We start from the raw sequence: 19654 nt of genomic DNA on the forward strand, positions 1-19654 counted from the left end.
TCTGCTCGTGGCAAGTAACCAGAAACAAGCGCGTACAGACCCAACGTATTTGACGAGAGTGGATATGAGCAAGCGAGCCTTTAACTTCTGCGCAGGTCCTGCTGCGCTTCCTGAAGCTGTTCTGCTGCGTGCCCAGGCGGAACTCCTCGACTGGCATGGCAAAGGCCTTTCCGTCATGGAAATGAGCCACCGCAGTGATGAGTTCGTCTCCATTGCCACCAAGGCCGAGCAGGATCTGCGTGATCTGCTGTCCATTCCTTCGAATTACAAAGTGTTGTTCCTGCAAGGCGGTGCCAGCCAGCAGTTCGCCCAGATTGCGCTGAACCTGCTGCCTGAAAATGGCAAGGCCGATTACATCGACACCGGCATCTGGTCGCAGAAGGCTATCGACGAGGCTTCGCGCTACGGCGCAATCAACGTCGCGGCCAGCGCCAAGGCCTACGATTACTTCGCCATTCCCGGCCAGAACGAGTGGAAGCTGTCCAAGGACGCTGCCTACGTCCACTACGCGCCGAACGAAACCATTGGCGGCCTGGAATTCAACTGGATTCCGGAAACCGGCGACGTGCCCCTGGTGGCCGACATGTCTTCGGACATCCTCTCGCGTCCGCTGGATATCTCGCGTTTCGGCATGATTTACGCCGGCGCCCAGAAGAACATCGGCCCCAGCGGTATCGTGGTGGTGATCATTCGCGAAGACCTGCTGGGCCGCGCTCGCTCGCTGTGCCCGACCATGCTCGACTACAAGGTCGCGGCCGACAATGGTTCGATGTACAACACGCCGCCGACCCTGGCCTGGTATCTGTCCGGGCTGGTCTTCGAATGGCTGAAAGAGCAGGGCGGTGTCGAAGCGATCGGCAAGCGCAACGAAATCAAGCAGCGCACGCTGTATGACTTCATCGACGCCAGCGAGCTGTACAGCAACCCGATCAACAAGCCTGATCGTTCGTGGATGAACGTCCCGTTCCGTCTGGCTGACGATCGTCTCGACAAGTCGTTCCTGGCCGGTGCCGATGCAAACGGCCTGCTCAACCTCAAGGGCCATCGTTCGGTAGGCGGCATGCGTGCATCCATCTACAACGCGATCGATATCAACGCCATCAATGCGCTGGTGGCCTACATGAAAGACTTCGAGAAGGAGCACGGCTGATGTCCGAGCAAGAACTCAAGGCGCTTCGCGTCCGTATCGACAGCCTCGATGAGAAGGTTCTGGAACTGATCAGCGAGCGTGCCCGCTGTGCCCAGGAAGTGGCCAGGGTCAAGATGTCCTCGCTGGCTGAAGGCGAGGTGCCTGTATTCTATCGTCCGGAGCGAGAAGCTGCGGTGCTCAGGCGAGTCATGGAACGCAATCGCGGACCGTTGAGCAACGAAGAAATGGCGCGTCTGTTCCGCGAAATCATGTCTTCCTGCCTGGCGCTGGAACAGCCGCTCAAGGTCGCCTATCTTGGCCCTGAGGGGACGTTCACCCAGGCCGCCGCGATGAAGCATTTCGGGCACGCAGTCATCAGTCTGCCGATGGCCGCAATTGACGAAGTGTTTCGCGAAGTGGTCGCCGGTGCCGTGAATTTCGGCGTGGTTCCGGTGGAAAACTCCACCGAGGGCGCGGTCAATCACACCCTCGACAGCTTTCTTGAGCACGACATGGTGATCTGCGGCGAAGTCGAACTGCGCATTCACCACCATCTGCTGGTGGGCGAAAGCACCAAGACCGAAAGCATCACGCGCATCTATTCCCATGCTCAGTCACTGGCCCAGTGCCGTAAATGGCTGGATGCCCATTACCCGAATGTCGAGCGCGTCGCCGTTGCCAGCAACGCCGAGGCTGCCAAACGGGTCAAGGGCGAGTGGAACTCGGCGGCCATCGCCGGCGATATGGCGGCAGGTCTGTATGGCCTGACCCGGCTGGCGGAAAAGATCGAAGATCGTCCGGACAATTCCACGCGCTTTCTCATTATCGGCAATCAGGAAGTCCCGCCGACCGGGGATGACAAGACCTCGATCATTGTGTCGATGAGCAACAAGCCGGGCGCGCTGCACGAGCTGCTGGTGCCGTTCCACGAGAATGGCCTGGACCTGACACGGATCGAGACCCGTCCTTCGCGCAGTGGCAAGTGGACCTACGTGTTCTTCATCGACTTCGTCGGGCATCACAAGGATCCGCTGGTCAAGGCCGTGCTGGAGCAAATCAGCAGTGAGGCGGTGGCCTTGAAGGTGTTGGGTTCCTACCCGAAGGCGGTTCTCTGAGGGCGCGCTCCATGATGCATTTGTTTTTTACCTTGCCGGGCTGTCAGGTATGTTCGCGTGGTTGATGTGATTGCAGAACATTCAGTACGGCCGGTGATCGGTCGACTGGTGGTCGTCGGGCTTGGGCTGATTGGCGGTTCCTTTGCCAAGGGCGTACGCGAAAGCGGGCTATGTCGCGAGGTGGTCGGTGTCGATCTTGATCCACAGTCGCGACAGCTGGCGGTCGAGCTGGGGGTCGTGGACCGTTGTGAGGCTGACCTTGCCACCGCTTGCCGTGGTGCGGACGTGATTCAGCTGGCAGTGCCGATACTGGCCATGGAGAAGCTGCTTGCGCTGCTGGCGCCTATCGATCTGGGTCAGGCAATCCTGACCGATGTCGGCAGCGCCAAAGGCAATGTGGTGAGGGCTGCACGTCAGGCGTTCGGGCACATGCCGTCGCGCTTCGTGCCCGGCCATCCGATTGCCGGTTCCGAGCAGAGCGGCGTCGAGGCGTCCAATGCGGCGCTGTTTCGTCGCCATAAGGTCATTCTCACGCCGCTGGCTGAAACCGATCCTCATGCGGTGGCGATTGTCGACCAGTTGTGGTCTGCCCTGGGGGCTGACGTAGAGCGCATGCAGGTCGAGCGCCACGATGAGGTGCTGGCTGCCACCAGCCATCTGCCGCACCTGTTGGCATTCGGTCTGGTCGATTCGCTGGCCAAGCGCAACGAAAACCTGGACATATTCAGGTATGCCGCAGGCGGGTTTCGTGATTTCACGCGCATCGCAGGCAGCGATCCGACCATGTGGCATGACATTTTCATGGCCAACCGTGATGCTGTACTGCGCACTCTGGACAGCTTTCGCACCGATCTCGACGCCTTGCGCGACGCAGTGGATGCCGGTGACGGCGCGCAGTTGATGGACGTATTTACCCGCGCGCGCGCAGCGAGAGAGCACTTTGGCAGAATCCTCGCCAGCCGTGCCCGTGTCGATAGCTCAGCTGGCGAGCCTCGTGCGATTCACGGCGGGGCTGCGGAGGGTGTCAGTCATCGCATCAAAGGGCCGGTGGATGTGACGTCGGCGGTGCTGTTCATGGTCGCGACGTCGATCAGTGAAGGCTGTGACCTGCTGCTAGAGGACGTTTCCGTCAGTTCCTCGTGCGAGGGGGCGATCGATATCTTGCGCCTGATGGGCGGCGATATCGTGCTGCAGAACGTCCGCAAGCTGGCGGATGAAACGGTCGCTGACCTGCACGTTCGCTCGGCCCGGCTCAAAGGCGCTGACATCCCCGAAGCGCTGGTGCCTCTGGCGCTGAATGCATTTCCGGTGCTTCTTGTTGCCGCAGCCTGCGCAGAAGGGCGTACCATTCTGCGCGGCGCGCAGGCCCTGCAAGCCGATGAGGCAGAGTGCGTCAGGCTGATGGCTGACGGTTTGCTGGCTGTCGGCATCGAGGTCGAATCCGTGCTGGATGGCATCATTATCGAAGGCGGTGTGCCGGGTGGCGGCGAGGTTGATGCTCGCGGTGATCAGCGTATCGTCATGGCGTTTCGCGTTGCATCGTTGAGGGCTTCGGCGCCCATCCGTATTCAGGCGTGCGCGGATGCCGCCGCATTGTTTCCCCATTTTCTGGCGCTGTGCGCTCAAGTTGGCATGCGTGTAGCGCAAGAGGACAAAAAGTGAAAATCAAAGCTCCTGTTATTACCATCGACGGACCCAGCGGTTCCGGAAAGGGCACGGTCGCCGGGTTGCTGGCCAGAAAGCTCGGCTGGTGCCTGCTTGACTCCGGCGCGTTGTATCGCCTGCTGGCTTTCGCGGCGCGCAATCACGGTGTCGACCTGACCAATGAAGAAGCGCTCAAGCTCCTGGCCGCTCATCTGGATGTTCAGTTCGAGGCGACTGCGGCAGGGCAGGGGCAGCGCATCATTCTGGAAGGCGAGGACGTCACCCACGCCATTCGCAACGAACAGGTCGGCAGCGGCGCATCGCAGGTGGCCTCGCTGCCGGCGGTGCGCGATGCGTTGCTGTTGCGCCAGCGCGCGTTTCAGGAAGAGCCGGGCCTGGTCGCGGACGGTCGAGACATGGGCACCGTGGTCTTCCCGGATGCACCGCTGAAGATATTCCTCACCGCCAGTGCCGAGGAGCGTGCGCGTCGACGTTACTTGCAGTTGAAGGCCAAGGGCGATGATGTTAGTCTGTCGAGTCTGCTAGATGAGATATGTGTACGCGACGAGCGTGACACCCAGCGAGCGGTAGCACCGTTGAAGCCGGCGCACGACGCCATACAGCTGGATTCCACTGAATTGTCCATCGAACAGGTGCTGGAACGCATTCTGAGTGAAATCGCGCTTCGCGGTATTGCCGGATGACGAAGAGGCGTGTGGGAGACCAGTCATAGTCCCGCAGGCTTTCTTTTACTTGAACGAAACCCACGTTGTCTGGAGCGTGGCAGATGGGCGTATCCTTCGCCCTTGATCAACAGGAATTAAAATGAGCGAAAGCTTTGCAGAACTTTTTGAAGAAAGCCTAAAGACCCTCAACCTTCAGGCCGGTTCGATCATCACCGCGATTATCGTTGATATCGACTACCAGGCAGGTTGGGTTACGGTTCACGCCGGTCTGAAATCTGAAGGCCTCATCCCGCTGGAACAGTTCCACAACGACGCTGGCGAGCTGACCATCAAGATCGGTGATGAAGTTCACGTTGCGCTGGACGCGGTCGAAGATGGCTTTGGCGAAACCAAGCTGTCCCGCGAAAAAGCCAAGCGTGCCGAGTGCTGGATCGTTCTGGAAGCGGCTTTCGCAGCTGAAGAAGTGGTCAAGGGCGTTATCAACGGTAAGGTTAAAGGCGGCTTCACTGTCGACGTTAACGGCATCCGTGCGTTCCTGCCTGGTTCTCTGGTTGACGTCCGCCCTGTGCGTGACACGACTCACCTGGAAGGCAAAGAGCTCGAGTTCAAGGTCATCAAGCTGGACCAGAAGCGCAACAACGTTGTCGTTTCCCGTCGCAGTGTCCTGGAAGCCGAGAACAGTGCCGAGCGCGAAGCTCTGCTCGAGTCCCTGCAGGAAGGTCAGCAAGTCAAGGGTATCGTCAAGAACCTCACCGATTACGGCGCATTCGTCGATCTGGGTGGCGTCGATGGCCTGCTGCACATCACCGACATGGCCTGGAAGCGTATCAAGCATCCATCGGAAATCGTCAACGTTGGCGACGAGATCGATGTCAAGGTCCTGAAGTACGATCGTGAGCGCAATCGTGTTTCCCTGGGTCTGAAGCAACTGGGTGAAGACCCATGGGTTGCTATCAAGGCTCGCTACCCGGAAAGCACCCGCGTTACCGCGCGTGTGACCAACCTGACCGACTACGGCTGCTTCGCAGAGCTGGAAGAAGGCGTGGAAGGCCTGGTACACGTTTCCGAAATGGACTGGACCAACAAGAACATCCACCCTTCGAAAGTCGTTCAGGTTGGCGACGAAGTGGAAGTCATGGTTCTGGACATCGACGAAGAGCGTCGTCGTATCTCCCTCGGCATCAAACAGTGCAAATCCAACCCATGGGAAGATTTCTCTGGCCAGTTCAACAAGGGCGATAAAATCTCCGGCACCATCAAGTCGATCACCGATTTCGGTATCTTCATTGGTCTGGACGGCGGCATCGACGGTCTGGTTCACCTGTCCGACATCTCCTGGAACGAAGTGGGCGAAGAAGCCGTACGTCGCTTCAAGAAGGGCGACGAGCTCGACACTGTGATCCTGTCGGTTGATCCTGAGCGTGAGCGTATCTCGCTGGGTATCAAGCAGCTGGAAAGCGATCCGTTCTCCGAGTACGTCACTGTCAATGACAAGGGCGCCATCGTTCGCGGTATCGTTAAAGAAGTTGACGCCAAAGGCGCCATCATCACTCTGGCCGACGACATCGAAGCGACCCTCAAGGCTTCCGAAATCAGCCGTGACCGCGTTGAAGACGCGCGTAACGTTCTGAAGGAAGGCGAAGAGATCGAAGCCAAGATCATCAGCGTTGACCGCAAGAGCCGCGTAATCAGCTTGTCCATCAAGTCGAAAGACGTTGAAGACGAGAAAGAAGCGATCCAGAGCCTGCGTAGCAAGCCTGAAGTCGCTGAAAGCACTGGTCCTACCACTATTGGTGACCTGCTGCGCGCGCAAATGGAAAAACAGAACTAAGTTCTGCTTGACCAAAAAAAGGGCGACTTCGGTCGTCCTTTTTTGTTTATGCCGTTCAGGCCCTACGGATTCGGATGCTTCTGGCTTGCTCTCACGCACAGTCCGAGTCATTAAACGCCTCCAGTGGCCTCTCAGGCCGTCTTATTCGTCTATTGCTCCAGCTCCCTTCCGGTACCGCTCTCCTGTCATGTCGCTGTAATCTGTTCATGCCTGGTTAGACGGTGTTGAACATAAGTCAATAGATGGGCTGTTCAAATTCATCCGGTCATGCTAAAACCTTCCAAGCGCTGATCTAGCTGCTTGAAAAAGAAGGGAAAAATATGACGAAGTCGGAGTTGATCGAACGAATTGTCACCCATCAAGGGCTGCTCTCATCCAAGGATGTCGAGCTGGCCATCAAGACCATGCTTGAACAAATGTCCCAGTGCCTGGCAACCGGAGACCGAATCGAGATTCGGGGCTTTGGCAGCTTCTCGCTGCATTACCGCGCACCGCGGGTAGGGCGCAACCCGAAGACCGGTCAGTCGGTCAGTCTCGATGGCAAGTTTGTCCCGCATTTCAAGCCGGGCAAAGAGCTGCGGGACCGGGTCAACGAGGATGAAGAAGAGGGCTTTTAAAGCCATTCACCACAGGATCACCAGATGCGTATCTTCAAACGAGTCATTTTGATCGTCGCCGTGTTGCTCGTTGTTTTGGCAACCACCGTGTTTGTGCTTGAGAATCGGCAGTCTGTCGCCGTGACGTTTTTCGGTTGGTCGGCGCCTCAGCTTCCTCTGGCATTGCCTGTTGTCCTTGCCTTGCTCGTGGGCATGGTCATCGGCCCGGTACTGGCGTGGCTAGCCAGCCTTCGTAAAAAGCGCACACCTTCCCCTCGCTCTGTCTGAGCAGCGTTGATGATATTCGTCGTCGGAGATCGATCTGGCGACACGATAGCGCGCGTCTTTCACTCCCTTTTGTTCATGAAGCAACATGCGCTGCCGCTGAGTTGGCGCGCTTCGTTGTGTCTTCAAACGATTTTTTTTGAAAAAGTAGCCTTATAATTCTGTCGGTTTATTCTTCGCTTATATGAAGAGTAGTTACTTCGCCGTGTAGGAATATTCGCTTTTTTAATTCGCGTACCCATTTTAAAGGGGGTGCGGGTTATATTCATTTTCAGCGTCGATTACTGCTGCCCTGACCGCCTTGTGTCAAGGCTTGAAAATGAATCGTTCAAGTGCAGAATGCGCCGAAACTTAATGTTCAGACCTGCTACCGGATGTTCCGCATATTCAGAGCAGGCTGGCAAGAAAAGGTGACTGCATGTCCTACCCGCAAATCATTCATCACGGCGCTGTCGATACAGTAACGGGCTCGTGTCATCAACTGCACATGAATGCATCGAGCAGCCTGCTGATTGACTGTGGGTCGGTGCAGGAGCGCGGCAGACGGTCCGGGACGGCTTCATTCGGATTCGATCCCGAGGCTATCAGGGCGCTGTTGATCAGCCATGTACACAATGACCATGTCGGGCGTATTCCCGAGTTGCTGGCATCCGGTTACAAGGGGCCGATACTGTGCAGTGAGCCCAGTGCCCATCTGTTGCCACTGGTCATGGAAGATCTCCTGAAAATCGAATTTGCACACGACCCCGGGCAAGTCGCGCGCTACCTGGACGTCATCAACAAGAGAATCATCGCTTTGCCATTCAATGAATGGTTCAGTCTGGTCGACAACGAATCCCTGCATTGCCGGGTCCGCTTGCAGCGTGCCGGACACATACTGGGTTCGGCCTATATAGAGTGTGATCTTCAATACCCTGCACAAGGGCGTTCTGTGCGGGTGGTATTTTCCGGTGACCTGGGGGCAAGCCATACACCGTTTCTGCCTGCGCCGAAGCCGCCCGAGCGCGCGGATGTGCTGGTCCTGGAAAGCACCTATGGCAATCGTATTCACGAAGATCGCAGCATTCGTCAGCAAGGGCTGGAGCGCATCATAGACAAGGCGCTGGAGGATAACGGGACCGTCCTGATACCAGCGTTCAGCATCGGCCGAACCCAGGAATTGCTCTACGAGCTGGAAGACATACTGCGACGCAAGATGCCGTTGGATCATTGCGCCGGGAACAGTGAGCACCTGGATGACGGTGACGTACCGTGCGCAGACTGGTCGAGGTTGCCGATCATCCTTGATTCGCCTCTGGCGAGTCGTTTTACCAGGGTCTATCAGTCGTTCGAAGACTATTGGGATGAGGATGCCCGGCTGAGGCTCGGCGTCGGCAGAAAGCCGTTGGGTTTCGAACAACTGGTTACCGTCGATACTCATGAGGAGCACCTGCGCACGGTCAACTACCTGGCCAGCACGGCGCGTCCGGCCATCGTGATTGCCGGTAACGGTATGTGTGCCGGAGGCAGAATCGTCAATTACCTGAAAGCCATGCTCGGCGACACGCGACATAACGTGGTATTTGTCGGCTATCAGGGCAAGGGAACACCGGGCGAGGCCATTCAGTTGCACGGCCCGTCGGGTGGCTATGTAGAGCTGGATCGCGAGCGCTTTGATATAAAAGCGGGGGTCCATACCGCAAAAGGCTATTCTGCCCACGCCGATCAGGTCGAACTGGTCGAGTTCGTCACGGGGATGAAAGAGTGGCCGACGCAGATTCGCTTGGTGCATGGCGAGGCGGCGGCGAAAAAGGTGCTGGGTAATATTCTGAGTCGTAAGTACTCGCTCGAAAAACGCCCGTTGGAACTGCTCATCCCTTGAAAAGCACGATGAGCACCTTAGTTGTCGGCTGACGCGATAATCGAATGTTTGCAAGTGAGTGCCCGGGCCTGATTATTGTGAATTGTTCCTGTTGCACGTTGAGCGTCATCATGAAAGTTATAAAATGGATTAACGATATTTCAGTTGTCAAAAAGCGTTACTTGAGCAATATTTGGCCGATTTGGAAGGACGTGTTTGCATGAGCGGTGATGTTGCATTGGTTGCAATAACAGGTGCGACAGGTTTCGTGGGCAGTGCCGTGGTTCGTCGGCTGATCGAGCGCACAGGCTGTTCTGTGAGGGTTGCAGTCCGGGGCGCTTATGTCGTTTCCAGCCCGCGCATCGATGTTGTCAGTGCACAATCACTGGCACCGGATAATCAATGGGCAAGCTTTGTAACCGGCGCGGATGTGCTGATTCATTGTGCTGCGCGAGTTCATGTGCTCAATGAGACCGCCGACGCACCGGATCAGGAGTACTTTCGCGCCAATGTCACCGCAACCCTGAATCTGGCCGAGCAGGCCGCAGCGGCAGGCGTCAAGCGCTTCATCTTTATCAGTTCCATCAAGGCCAATGGCGAGTCTACGCTTGCGGGTGCGCCATTCACGGCCAGCGACCCGTGCACTCCGCTGGATGCCTACGGCGTGTCAAAACACAGGGCTGAGGAGGGCTTGCGCGAGTTGTCTGCCCGCACCGGTATGCAGGTGGTGATCATTCGACCGGTGCTGGTCTACGGTCCGGGGGTCAAGGCTAATTTCAGAAGCATGATGCGCTGGCTGGACAAAGGGCTGCCGTTGCCGCTCGGGTCCATCGATAATCGCAGAAGCCTGGTGGCGGTGGATAATCTGGCAGATCTGGTGACGGTCTGTGTCGATCATCCTGCTGCGGCTGACCAGACGTTTCTGGTCAGTGACGGGGACGATCTGTCCACGTCCAGGCTGCTGCGCGAAATGGGCAAGGCCTTGGGCAAACCTGCCCGGCTGCTGCCGGTGCCGGCCTCGCTGTTGAAAGCGGCTGCAGCACTGTTGGGCAAGAAAGCTTTTTCACAACGGCTGTGCAACTCGCTGCAGGTCGATATCAGTAAAACCTGTACGATGCTGGATTGGCATCCACCTGTGAGTATTGAACACGCCATGCAGGACACTGCTCGATATTATCTGGAACACGACAAGCATGATTGAGTGGCTGTCGGTAATCGCTATTGCCTTTCTGTCTCTGATTCTAACGGCGTTGCTGCGCAAGTATGCGCTTGCCAAAAGTCTGATCGACATTCCAAACGCCCGAAGTTCGCATTCCATGCCCACGCCCAGAGGCGGCGGCGTTGCCATCGTCATCACTTTCATCATGGCGATGGCTGTCCTGGGGTGGGCCGGTCATCTGCCGTCCTCTGCGCTTGTCGCAATCGTTGGCTCGGGAGGCTTGGTGGCTGTGATCGGTTTCATGGACGATCACGGGCATATCGCCGCACGATGGCGCCTGCTGGGGCACTTTGCTGCGGCTGCCTGGGCCTTGTTCTGGCTGGGCGGGCTCGCTCCGCTTGAGTTCATGGGCTGGACGTTCGACGCAGGGCCGCTCTGGCAGGTGCTCGCGGCGTTCTATCTGGTGTGGATGCTCAACCTATACAACTTCATGGACGGAATAGACGGTATCGCCGGTATCGAGGCGGTCACGGTATGTCTGGGCATGAGCATTATCTATGCGTTGAGCGGCCACGCCGGACTGTCCTGGGAGGTACTCATGCTGGGCGCTGCCGCGGCGGGATTCCTCTACTGGAACTTCCCTCCGGCGAAGATATTCATGGGCGATGCGGGCAGCGGTTTCCTCGGCATAGCGCTCGGTGTGCTATCCATTCAGGGTTCCTGGGCCTCACCTCAGTTATTCTGGTCCTGGTTGATTCTGCTGGGAGTGTTTATCGTCGACGCGACCGTAACCCTTGTGCGACGCCTGTTACGCAGAGAAAGGCTCTACGAGGCGCATCGCAGCCACGCGTATCAGTTTGCGTCGCGTCATTACGGCAGGCATGTGCCGGTTACGCTTGCAGTGGGGCTGATCAATCTTGTCTGGTTGCTGCCCATTGCACTATGGGTTGCGCTGGGCGATGGAGAAGGGCTTATATGGGCGGTAGTTGCCTACAGCCCGCTGATTCTACTGGCGTTGAAGTTCCACGCCGGCAAGGCAGAATAAGGTAACGAAGTGTTTTTCTGGTTGTCTCAGACACGTAGCTGTTTCACTGATACCGATTTCAGGTCATGTTGCAACCGGTAGCATAACGGAGCATAAAAAAATTGATGAGCAGGTTGCGGGCCAGGTTACTGGCTCTACCACGCCGCAAAAAACGAATAATTCAGGTTGCTGCCGACGTTATTCTGGTCTGGCTGGCTCTGTGGATGGCGTTTGTCGTACGACTGGGTATCGATGAGCTGATCAATCCTCTCGAGAAGCACACCTGGCTGTTCATCAGTGCGCCTGTTGCGGCTATCCCGCTGTTCATCCGGTTCGGCATGTACCGTGCAGTGATGCGCTATTTCGGCAATGATGCGCTGATTGCCATCATCAAGGCCGTCACGATGTCGTCGTTGATCCTTGGTTGTATGGTTTACGTTTACAGTAATCACCAGCAATTGGTCCCGCGCTCGGTGATCTTCAATTACTGGTGGCTGAGCATGGTCATGATTGGCGGTCTGCGACTGGCCATGCGGCAGTACTTTCTCGGCGACTGGTTCGCTGCAGCGCAGCACGTGCCCTTCGCCAAGAGCGACAACGGTTTGCAAAAGGTCGCCATTTACGGCGCTGGTGCTGCGGGAAACCAGTTGGTCGCTGCATTGCGCATGGGGCGTCTGATGCATCCGGTGGCGTTCATCGATGATGATGAGTCGATTTCCAACCGGGTCATTTCCGGCCTTCAGGTCTACAAACCGCGAAACATCCAGCGAATGATAGATTCCACGGGGGCTCAGGAAATCCTGTTGGCAATCCCGTCATCGTCGCGTGGGCGACGTCGGGAAATCCTCGGTTTTCTGGAAGGCTTTCCGCTGCACGTACGAAGCGTTCCGGGTTTCATGGACCTGGCCGCTGGCAGGGTCAAGGTCGACGACCTTCAGGAAGTCGACATCGCAGACCTTCTGGGGCGTGATGCAGTCCCGGCCCGCGATAACCTGCTTGAGCACTGCATCAAGGGCAAAACGGTGCTGGTGACCGGCGCAGGCGGCTCGATCGGTTCTGAACTGTGCCGACAGATACTGCTGCTGAAACCTACCCAGTTACTGTTGCTGGACCATAGCGAGTTCAATCTCTACAGCATTCTTTCGGAGCTTGAACAGCGCTCGGCTCGCGAGTCACTCTCGGTTAAATTGCTGCCCATCCTCGGTTCGGTGCGCAATCACCCCAAGCTGCTGTCGATCATGAAAACCTGGAAAGTCGACACGGTCTATCACGCTGCGGCCTACAAGCATGTGCCGATGGTCGAGCACAATATTGCCGAAGGCGTCATCAACAATGTCGTGGGTACGCTCAATACCGCCCAGGCGGCGTTGCAGGCAGGGGTGTCCAACTTCGTCCTGATCTCTACAGACAAGGCGGTCCGCCCGACCAATGTGATGGGCAGCACCAAACGCCTCGCCGAATTGATATTGCAGGCACTGAGCCGCGAAACCGCGCCAGTGATCTTCGGCGACAAGGCCAATGTCTATCAGGTCAACAAGACTCGCTTTACCATGGTTCGCTTCGGCAACGTGCTGGGCTCGTCCGGTTCGGTGATTCCGCTGTTCCACAAGCAGATCCAGTCAGGCGGGCCGCTGACGGTGACGCATCCCAAGATCACCCGCTATTTCATGACCATCCCCGAAGCCGCTCAGTTGGTCATTCAGGCGGGCTCCATGGGGCATGGCGGCGACGTTTTCGTTCTCGATATGGGTGAGCCGGTCAAGATTGTCGAACTGGCCGAGAAGATGATCCACCTGTCCGGTCTGGCCATTCGCTCGGAGAAAAACCCACACGGTGATATCTCCATCGAGTTCACCGGGCTGCGTCCTGGCGAAAAACTCTATGAAGAGCTGTTGATCGGCGACAACGTGGTTGCCACCGAGCACCCGATGATCATGAGTGCAAACGAAGATTGCCTGCCGTGGGATGTATTGAAAGGCCGCCTGACAAAACTGCTGGATGCGGTCGACCGCGACGATTACACCAGCGTGCGTCAGTTGCTGCGCGAAACGGTAAACGGATATACGCCAGAGGGTGAAATCGTTGACTGGATGTATCAGGAACGCAGCGGCGAAACGTGATTTCATCCGTGCTGTCGGGGTGCCGGGCAGAGGCGGAAATACGTTGAACGATCCGGCAACAGGCAGCAACGCTCGACTGCTTTTCCAAGGGGGGACGCTGGTCTAAGTTTCAGGCACAGCATGTGGAATGCTGCCTTGAACTGCTATGGAGCTTTATCTATGCGAACCCCTATCTTCAGTGCCTTGATCTTTGCCTTGCTCACCAGTGCCTCGGTTGCGGTCAACGCCGCCCCTGCGTCTCAGCCCGCCATGTCAGAGCCCGCGGTATCCCATTCGCCGATGCTGGAAGGCACAGCGCCCGCTATGGCGCATGAGCAACGCAAGGACAGGGTCAATCTCAATACTGCCGATGCGCAGACACTGCAGAAAGAACTGGTGGGAATCGGCAAGAACAAGGCTGATGCCATTGTGGCTTACCGGGAAGCCAACGGCGATTTTACGTCGATTGATGAACTGATCGAGGTAAAGGGAATCGGCAAGGCCATTCTGGAGAGGAATCGCGAAAAGCTTGCAATCGACTGATCAGCGTTTCATCCGTTAAACACACAGGCCGATCAATGATCGGCCTGTGTGTTTATAAACTCTCGCCGGGAAGCTTCCCGGGAAAGTATCTGTTCCAGAGGGTCAGTTGGTGCTCTTTTTTATCTCCTTTTTGAGATATTCGCGGGTCGTGTCCAGAATGCGCTGTGACAGCTCCTCGTCAAAAGCGCTGCGTGCGAGTGCCAGACCACCCACCAGTGCGGACAGCACCGGCAGGCTTTTGGACTCCAGTCCATTCTCCGCCAGGGGCTTGTCGAACTTCTCCAGCAGGTGAAGGATGATTTTATCCGTCGTCATGCTGGGCTGATCTCGCTGGCCCAGTTCCAGGCACATAGTCGGTAATGGACACCCGCCGTCTTCCGCATCGCGGCTGGCTATCGATAGGTAGAGATCAATGAATTCACTAAGCGAGTCCTGTCTGGCGAACACGTCGCTGGTGATTCCTTTTACATTGTCGAGGGCGTGACTCAATGCCTGTTCAACAAGATCATCCTTGGATTTGAAATGCGCGTAGAACCCGCCATGGGTCAAGCCAAGTGCCTTCATCAAAGGTTGCAAGCCCGTAGCACCAATGCCGTCACGACGGAAGCGCATGGACGCTTCCTTGACAATGCGTTGGTGCGTTTGGGCCTTATGATCAAGCGCGTAACGCATGCGCTGAGTCTCCGAGAGGGCCAATGTGTAAGCGCATTTATACATGGATAGGTGAAACGATGCAGCAGGCTTTCGCTCGCAATGAGAACTTAAGCTCAATCAGGTAGGTGAATACCTGGCTATTTACCCAGCTAATGAGCAAGGCTGGCGCTGGACAATGCGCCCAGATGATTGCCAATCAGGCGTCCGTCCGGCGAACAGAAGAGAACAGTGGGCTGCGCCGCCGAACCAACCTGACAGCTCATGAGCCGTTAAAACACGAACTCGTCGACAAGAGGTCGATCGTTCTCCAGCCCTTGATGTAAAAGGCGTGAGCTCGAATGCCGGCCTGTCGTGGGAAAAACTATTGTCCTACAAGCCTTTGACTTCTGCCGACAATCCCGGAGAATCTCGCCCGCTGTTTTCGAGGGGGGCGCTGAACTGCCGTTTTTTTCGACGCGTTTCCCTTTTTGATAAACCGGCCACGGAGAGTCGACCGGATGAATGATCAGGCTAATGGCGTCGTAGAACGTCTGGATGTAGCTCCCGAGAGCATCGCGTCGTGGAATCGTAATGACACCACCTGGATGCTCGGATTGTTCGGTACCGCCATCGGTGCGGGTACCCTGTTTTTGCCAATCAACGCGGGTATCGGTGGTTTCTGGCCATTGATGGCGCTGGCAGTGCTGGCGTTTCCCATGACCTTCTACGCCCACCGTGGGTTGACGCGCTTCGTGCTCTCAGGACGTGAAGGTGCCGACATCACCGATGTGGTCGAAGAGCATTTCGGCAAGAGTGCCGGTGCGATGATCACCTTGCTGTATTTCTTCGCAATTTTCCCGATCCTGCTGATCTACAGCGTGGCCCTCACCAACACCGTCGGCAGTTTTCTTGAGCACCAGTTGCACATCACGCCACCGCCGCGCGCCGCACTGGCGTTTGTGCTGATCATGGGGCTGCTGGCCGTGGTGCGTTGTGGCGAGCGGTTCATCGTCAAGGCCATGAGCCTGATGGTTTATCCGTTCATCGTCGCGCTGTTGTTTCTGGCAATATTCCTCATCCCGCACTGGACCGGCGGCATTCTGAGCACCGCTACCACGTTCCCTGAGCTATCGGCGTTCATACCCACGTTGTGGCTGGCCATTCCGGTGATGGTGTTCTCTTTCAACCACACACCGATCATCTCGGCCTTTGCCGTCGATCAGAAGCGTCAGTATGGCGAAAACGCCGAGGTGCGCAGTTCGCAGATTCTGGCCCGCGCCCACGGTCTGATGGTCGTGATGGTGCTGTTCTTCGTGTTCAGTTGCGTGTTGACCCTGTCACCTGCCCAACTGGCCGAGGCCAAGGCGCAGAACATCTCGATCCTGTCTTACCTGGCCAACCACTTCAACAACCCGACCATCGCCTTTGTCGCGCCACTGATCGCGTTCGTGGCTATTTCCAAGTCGTTTCTTGGCCACTACATCGGTGCGAGCGAGGGTTTGAAAGGCCTGGTTCTGAAGGCGGGTCGTCGTCCTGCACCCAAGGCCCTGGACCGCATGACCGCGGCGTTCATGCTGGTGGTGTGCTGGCTGGTGGCAACGCTCAACCCGAGCATCCTGGGCATGATCGAAACCCTGGGCGGGCCGGTGATTTCGGCTTTGCTGTTCCTGATGCCGATGTACGCCATCCACAAAGTACCAGCCATGCGTAAATACGCTGGCGCGTGGTCCAACTACTTTGTGGTTGCCGCCGGTGTGGTGGCAATTTCAGCATTGATCTTTTCGCTGATCCGCTGAAGCCGGCAAGCGAAACCTCGCAGTCTGCGCCAATCCAGCGGCGCAGACTGCGAGGAGGTCATGCGATCGTGATCAGTCCACTGGCTCGGGATACAACGGCCTGGACAAGTGCATGATGCTCGCATAGTCGTAAACGTACTGCCGTCCCGCATGGCTGGTCGAACGCAGTTGGTCGATCAGTTGTCGTTCTTTCTTGTTCAAGTATCTCAACGCCGGATCTTGGCTGGACTTCAGGCGATCACGTTCATGGGCGTCAGGGAATGCGATGACGTTCGTCATGAAAAATCTCCTTGGGTTTTAGTCCTTGTTTGCTTTGATGTTGCCCCGGTTGCGGTGGTGATGGCGACGGTTCACCTTACCCACAAAAACTTGATGCGATCAACCCTGCAGATGCCGGGTGTGTCACAACGTTTGCGTTATCTCGTAGGATTGTCCGCTGCCGTTGATGACAATCTGTACAGCATCGTCTTCGAATTTGCCCAGCAGGTTCTGCCCGAGCGGGGCTCTGGCGGTAATGACGGTGACCAGATGATCCCCTGCACTGACCTTCAGGCCGGCGGCATCGGGGCCGAGGAACAGATAGTGCGTCTGCCCGCTCGCATCTTCGACAACCACCAGATCACCGGTCTGAATACCGCGCGATTCATCGAATGGCTTGAGCGACCATTTCCGATAAAGCGTCAGCGACTGACGAATCTCCTCGACGCGGCGTGCCTGGCCAGCTGCCAGATAAGACGCCTCCAGTCCTAGCGTGTCGTACTTGTTCTCAGCGATGTTCTCTTCGTGGGTAGCCGTTTCGTAGGCGGTTTGCGCCGCTCGTTCGGCGATATCCAGATCGATGTTCAGCTTGTCGATGATCCGTTGCAGTACATCCTGTTTGTTCATGGTTTATCCGCAGTACTGATTGATGCTGGCACGGCTTTTTTCGCTCGGCGCGGTGCGATCCTGCTGTATCCAGAAATCACATTTCGAGCGGTTGAAGGTGCGCTGTTGTTGCTCCTGAGCCTGCTCGCGTGCCTGACGGGCCTCGCTTTCACGCAGGCTTTGCTCATATTTGCGAAACATCTCGGTCTCCAGCGCAGACGGGGAGGCGGCTTTTTGCGCAGGCGGGGCGGTCAGCTGTGCGGCGGCGTTTTCCAGCGCCTGGGTCTGGGCCGGTGGCAGGCTTTTGTAATAGAGCAGGGCGGTCAGAAACACCGCCAGGGCGCCCAGCCAGATGCCCAGCGCAATGCACACGATCAATTTCAACGACACGTACAGGTCGCGACGGCGGGTAGGGAATGACATGGCTGAACTCCTTGCAGGCCAACAGATGTGATTGTGCCATGCCTGATGGTCAGGCATGGAAACGGTGCTGCATGTTTGCCCGGCAGCATCAGGCTGGTGACAACAGACCTTTGTGAACGACAATCAGCGTTTTTGCCATCCAGCCTCAGGGAGCCAGGATGAAAGCCTCGTGGGATATTTTTTGCAGCGTAGTCGACAACTACGGTGATGCGGGCGTGACCTGGCGTCTGGCGCGCCAGCTGGTCGCCGAGCATGGCCTGCAGGTGCGTTTATGGATCGATGACCTGTCGGCCTTCGTTCGCTTGTGCCCCGGTGCCGATCTCCAGGCCCGGCAACAATGGCAAGAGGGCGTGAGCGTTTGCCAGTGGCCGAGCGAATGGGTGAACACCGATATTCCTGATGGGGTCATCGAAGCGTTCGCCTGCCGCCTGCCGACGCGCTACACCGAATCGATGCTGCAGCGTTCGCCAAGGCCGTTGTGGCTGAATCTGGATTACCTCAGCGCCGAGGACTGGGTGTCTGGCTGCCACGGCCTGCCTTCGCCACAATCGAACGGTTTGAAGAAGTTCTTTTTCTTTCCGGGTTTTTCCGAGGCCACCGGTGGCCTGTTGCGCGAAAAAAACCTGATCGAACAGCGCCAGGCGTTTCAGCAAAACAGCGCGGCAAGGCAAGCGTTCCTGAGCGGATTGGGTATCGACGCGTTGGCCGGTGCGCGTCTGATCTCAGTATTTGCCTATGAAAATCCCGCGCTCGGCAGGTGGCTCGATGCCCTGGCCAGCGACAGCCGGCCGACGCATCTTCTGGTGCCGGAGGGACGCATCCTCGGCGACCTGCAGCGCTGGCTGGGTGTCGACGATCCGCTGCGCGCCGGGTTCACTCAGGTCAGCGGCGGGCTGACGGTTCAGGTCCTGCCGTTCATCCGTCAGGAGCTTTACGACCAACTGCTCTGGAGCTGCGATTTCAATATCGTGCGCGGCGAGGACTCGTTCGTGCGTGCGCAGTGGTCGGGGCGGCCAATGCTCTGGCACATCTACCAGCAGGAAGACGACGCGCATCTGCCCAAGCTCGATGCGTTTTTAACGCTCTATCTCGCGGGTCTTTCTCCGGCCGCCGCGCAGGCGGTGAATCAGTTCTGGCAGCGCTGGAATGTCGGCGGCGACCTTGGCGAATGCTGGACGGCGCTGGCAGAACACTGGTCGCAGATCGAGCGCAATGCCGAACGCTGGTGCCAGCAACAAGCCGCACAGACTGATCTTGCCACGGCGCTGGTGCAGTTTTATGTAAATTCGCTATGATACGCGGCCTTGATACAAGGCTCTGTACGAAAAAGGCCTGCGCAGGTTGTTTCTCGTACAGAGCCTTTGGTTAATTCCATCCAAATTCGGATATATGCAATGAAAACTGGTAAAGAGCTGAAACCCGGTACCGTGATCCGTCTCGAGAACGATCCATGGCTGGTTCAGAAAGCTGAGTTCACCAAGTCCGGTCGTAACAGCGCGATCATGAAGACCAAGCTGAAAAACCTGCTGACCGGTTACAAGACCGAGATCGTTTACAGCGCCGACGACAAGCTGGACGACGTGATCCTGGATCGCAAGGAAGCCACCCTGTCTTTCATCAGCGGTGACACCTACACGTTCATGGACACCTCTGACTACACCATGTACGAGCTGAACGCCGAAGACATCGAAAGCGTTCTGCCTTTCGTCGAAGAAGGCATGACTGACGTTTGCGAAGCCGTGTTCTTCGAAGACCGTCTGGTTTCCGTAGAGCTGCCGACCACTATCGTGCGTCAGGTTGACTACACCGAAGGCTCCGCTCGTGGCGACACGTCGGGCAAGGTCATGAAGCCTGCCAAACTGAAAAACGGCACCGAGCTGAGCGTTGCCGACTTCATCGAAATCGGCGACATGATCGAGATCGATACCCGTGAAGGCGGTTCCTACAAAGGCCGTGCGAAGTAAGCATGGTTTTGTAACCCCGTTAC

Annotated in this window: 19 protein-coding genes; 15 read left to right on the forward strand and 4 right to left on the reverse strand. The window is 57.1% G+C overall.

Translation table 11 applies throughout. The features are described from left to right. Nucleotides 1–64 precede the first annotated feature (64 nt). The 12 genes from serC (at nt 65) to QRN50_RS06020 (ending at nt 13951) form a co-directional block, all read left to right on the forward strand. Nucleotides 65–1150 carry a 3-phosphoserine/phosphohydroxythreonine transaminase gene (gene serC / locus QRN50_RS05965; protein WP_024638884.1) on the forward strand — a complete coding sequence of 362 codons (1086 nt, stop codon included), beginning with the start codon at nt 65–67 and terminating at the stop codon, nt 1148–1150. Then, a complete protein-coding gene (pheA, locus tag QRN50_RS05970) occupies nt 1150–2244 on the forward strand; it encodes a prephenate dehydratase (RefSeq protein ID WP_003404232.1) in 1095 nt (364 codons plus the stop codon). The genes serC and pheA overlap by 1 nt, the downstream gene beginning before the upstream one ends. A gap of 57 nt (nt 2245–2301) precedes the next feature. After that, nucleotides 2302–3906, forward strand: a complete 1605-nt coding sequence (locus QRN50_RS05975) for a prephenate dehydrogenase/arogenate dehydrogenase family protein (protein ID WP_096127231.1) — start codon at nt 2302–2304, stop codon at nt 3904–3906. Beyond that, the gene (gene cmk, locus QRN50_RS05980; RefSeq protein WP_096127232.1) at nt 3903–4592 is read left to right on the forward strand and encodes a (d)CMP kinase; all 690 of its coding nucleotides are present in this window, start codon (nt 3903–3905) and stop codon (nt 4590–4592) included. The genes QRN50_RS05975 and cmk overlap by 4 nt, the downstream gene beginning before the upstream one ends. 121 nt (nt 4593–4713) lie before the next feature. Then, nucleotides 4714–6405, forward strand: a complete 1692-nt coding sequence (gene rpsA, locus QRN50_RS05985) for a 30S ribosomal protein S1 (RefSeq protein WP_002554562.1) — start codon at nt 4714–4716, stop codon at nt 6403–6405. 320 nt (nt 6406–6725) lie between these two features. Beyond that, nucleotides 6726–7022: an integration host factor subunit beta gene (gene ihfB, locus QRN50_RS05990; RefSeq protein WP_002554561.1), complete on the forward strand. Its 297-nt coding sequence runs from the start codon at nt 6726–6728 to the stop codon at nt 7020–7022. A gap of 24 nt (nt 7023–7046) precedes the next feature. After that, nucleotides 7047–7289: a lipopolysaccharide assembly protein LapA domain-containing protein gene (locus QRN50_RS05995; protein WP_024638886.1), complete on the forward strand. Its 243-nt coding sequence runs from the start codon at nt 7047–7049 to the stop codon at nt 7287–7289. A gap of 415 nt (nt 7290–7704) precedes the next feature. Continuing rightward, on the forward strand, nt 7705–9147 hold the full coding sequence (locus QRN50_RS06000) for an MBL fold metallo-hydrolase RNA specificity domain-containing protein (RefSeq protein WP_060400091.1): 1443 nt from the start codon (nt 7705–7707) through the stop codon (nt 9145–9147). 199 nt (nt 9148–9346) lie between these two features. Then, the gene (locus QRN50_RS06005; protein WP_003404227.1) at nt 9347–10327 is read left to right on the forward strand and encodes a UDP-glucose 4-epimerase family protein; all 981 of its coding nucleotides are present in this window, start codon (nt 9347–9349) and stop codon (nt 10325–10327) included. Then, nucleotides 10320–11330 carry an MraY family glycosyltransferase gene (locus QRN50_RS06010; protein WP_024640830.1) on the forward strand — a complete coding sequence of 337 codons (1011 nt, stop codon included), beginning with the start codon at nt 10320–10322 and terminating at the stop codon, nt 11328–11330. The genes QRN50_RS06005 and QRN50_RS06010 overlap by 8 nt, the downstream gene beginning before the upstream one ends. A gap of 104 nt (nt 11331–11434) precedes the next feature. After that, a complete protein-coding gene (locus tag QRN50_RS06015) occupies nt 11435–13429 on the forward strand; it encodes a polysaccharide biosynthesis protein (RefSeq protein WP_003404223.1) in 1995 nt (664 codons plus the stop codon). A 159-nt stretch (nt 13430–13588) separates the two neighbouring features. Continuing rightward, nucleotides 13589–13951, forward strand: coding sequence for a ComEA family DNA-binding protein (locus QRN50_RS06020; RefSeq protein WP_024640829.1), 363 nt, complete (start codon nt 13589–13591; stop codon nt 13949–13951). A gap of 102 nt (nt 13952–14053) precedes the next feature. Here the strand turns inward: QRN50_RS06020 and QRN50_RS06025 are convergent, their stop codons facing one another. Next, nucleotides 14054–14623, reverse strand: coding sequence for a TetR/AcrR family transcriptional regulator (locus QRN50_RS06025; protein ID WP_003404219.1), 570 nt, complete (start codon nt 14621–14623; stop codon nt 14054–14056). 479 nt (nt 14624–15102) lie between these two features. Between QRN50_RS06025 and QRN50_RS06035 the strand changes: the two genes are divergently transcribed. Next, on the forward strand, nt 15103–16380 hold the full coding sequence (locus tag QRN50_RS06035; protein ID WP_024640828.1) for an aromatic amino acid transport family protein: 1278 nt from the start codon (nt 15103–15105) through the stop codon (nt 16378–16380). A 72-nt stretch (nt 16381–16452) separates the two neighbouring features. Here the strand turns inward: QRN50_RS06035 and QRN50_RS06040 are convergent, their stop codons facing one another. From QRN50_RS06040 to QRN50_RS06050, 3 genes are all read right to left on the reverse strand, one after another. After that, nucleotides 16453–16659: a hypothetical protein gene (locus QRN50_RS06040; protein WP_002554553.1), complete on the reverse strand. Its 207-nt coding sequence runs from the start codon at nt 16657–16659 to the stop codon at nt 16453–16455. 123 nt (nt 16660–16782) lie between these two features. Beyond that, nucleotides 16783–17265, reverse strand: a complete 483-nt coding sequence (locus tag QRN50_RS06045) for a GreA/GreB family elongation factor (RefSeq protein ID WP_003404212.1) — start codon at nt 17263–17265, stop codon at nt 16783–16785. Nucleotides 17266–17268: 3 nt separating this feature from the next. Beyond that, the gene (locus QRN50_RS06050) at nt 17269–17667 is read right to left on the reverse strand and encodes a hypothetical protein (protein ID WP_011268555.1); all 399 of its coding nucleotides are present in this window, start codon (nt 17665–17667) and stop codon (nt 17269–17271) included. A 158-nt stretch (nt 17668–17825) separates the two neighbouring features. Here QRN50_RS06050 and earP point away from each other — a divergent pair, with 158 nt between their 5' ends. Next, nucleotides 17826–18962, forward strand: a complete 1137-nt coding sequence (earP, locus tag QRN50_RS06055) for an elongation factor P maturation arginine rhamnosyltransferase EarP (protein ID WP_011268554.1) — start codon at nt 17826–17828, stop codon at nt 18960–18962. A gap of 99 nt (nt 18963–19061) precedes the next feature. Further along, nucleotides 19062–19631, forward strand: a complete 570-nt coding sequence (locus QRN50_RS06060) for an elongation factor P (RefSeq protein WP_003404205.1) — start codon at nt 19062–19064, stop codon at nt 19629–19631. Nucleotides 19632–19654 lie beyond the last annotated feature (23 nt).

The organism is Pseudomonas sp. MEJ108 (genome assembly GCF_030208985.1).
Taxonomy (GTDB): domain Bacteria; phylum Pseudomonadota; class Gammaproteobacteria; order Pseudomonadales; family Pseudomonadaceae; genus Aquipseudomonas; species Aquipseudomonas fragariae.

Bases quoted from the DNA above. Each gene is read 5' to 3' on its own strand.
- QRN50_RS05995 (WP_024638886.1), top strand. From the start codon at position 7,047: ATGCGTATCTTCAAACGAGTCATTTTGATCGTCGCCGTGTTGCTCGTT.
- pheA (WP_003404232.1), top strand. From the start codon at position 1,150: ATGTCCGAGCAAGAACTCAAGGCGCTTCGCGTCCGTATCGACAGCCTC.
- QRN50_RS06005 (WP_003404227.1), top strand. From the start codon at position 9,347: ATGAGCGGTGATGTTGCATTGGTTGCAATAACAGGTGCGACAGGTTTC.
- serC (WP_024638884.1), top strand. From the start codon at position 65: ATGAGCAAGCGAGCCTTTAACTTCTGCGCAGGTCCTGCTGCGCTTCCT.
- QRN50_RS06060 (WP_003404205.1), top strand. From the start codon at position 19,062: ATGAAAACTGGTAAAGAGCTGAAACCCGGTACCGTGATCCGTCTCGAG.
- QRN50_RS06025 (WP_003404219.1), bottom strand. From the start codon at position 14,623: ATGCGTTACGCGCTTGATCATAAGGCCCAAACGCACCAACGCATTGTC.
- QRN50_RS06000 (WP_060400091.1), top strand. From the start codon at position 7,705: ATGTCCTACCCGCAAATCATTCATCACGGCGCTGTCGATACAGTAACG.
- earP (WP_011268554.1), top strand. From the start codon at position 17,826: ATGAAAGCCTCGTGGGATATTTTTTGCAGCGTAGTCGACAACTACGGT.
- QRN50_RS06035 (WP_024640828.1), top strand. From the start codon at position 15,103: ATGAATGATCAGGCTAATGGCGTCGTAGAACGTCTGGATGTAGCTCCC.
- rpsA (WP_002554562.1), top strand. From the start codon at position 4,714: ATGAGCGAAAGCTTTGCAGAACTTTTTGAAGAAAGCCTAAAGACCCTC.
- QRN50_RS06040 (WP_002554553.1), bottom strand. From the start codon at position 16,659: ATGACGAACGTCATCGCATTCCCTGACGCCCATGAACGTGATCGCCTG.
- QRN50_RS06050 (WP_011268555.1), bottom strand. From the start codon at position 17,667: ATGTCATTCCCTACCCGCCGTCGCGACCTGTACGTGTCGTTGAAATTG.
- QRN50_RS06045 (WP_003404212.1), bottom strand. From the start codon at position 17,265: ATGAACAAACAGGATGTACTGCAACGGATCATCGACAAGCTGAACATC.
- QRN50_RS06010 (WP_024640830.1), top strand. From the start codon at position 10,320: ATGATTGAGTGGCTGTCGGTAATCGCTATTGCCTTTCTGTCTCTGATT.
- QRN50_RS06020 (WP_024640829.1), top strand. From the start codon at position 13,589: ATGCGAACCCCTATCTTCAGTGCCTTGATCTTTGCCTTGCTCACCAGT.
- ihfB (WP_002554561.1), top strand. From the start codon at position 6,726: ATGACGAAGTCGGAGTTGATCGAACGAATTGTCACCCATCAAGGGCTG.
- QRN50_RS06015 (WP_003404223.1), top strand. From the start codon at position 11,435: ATGAGCAGGTTGCGGGCCAGGTTACTGGCTCTACCACGCCGCAAAAAA.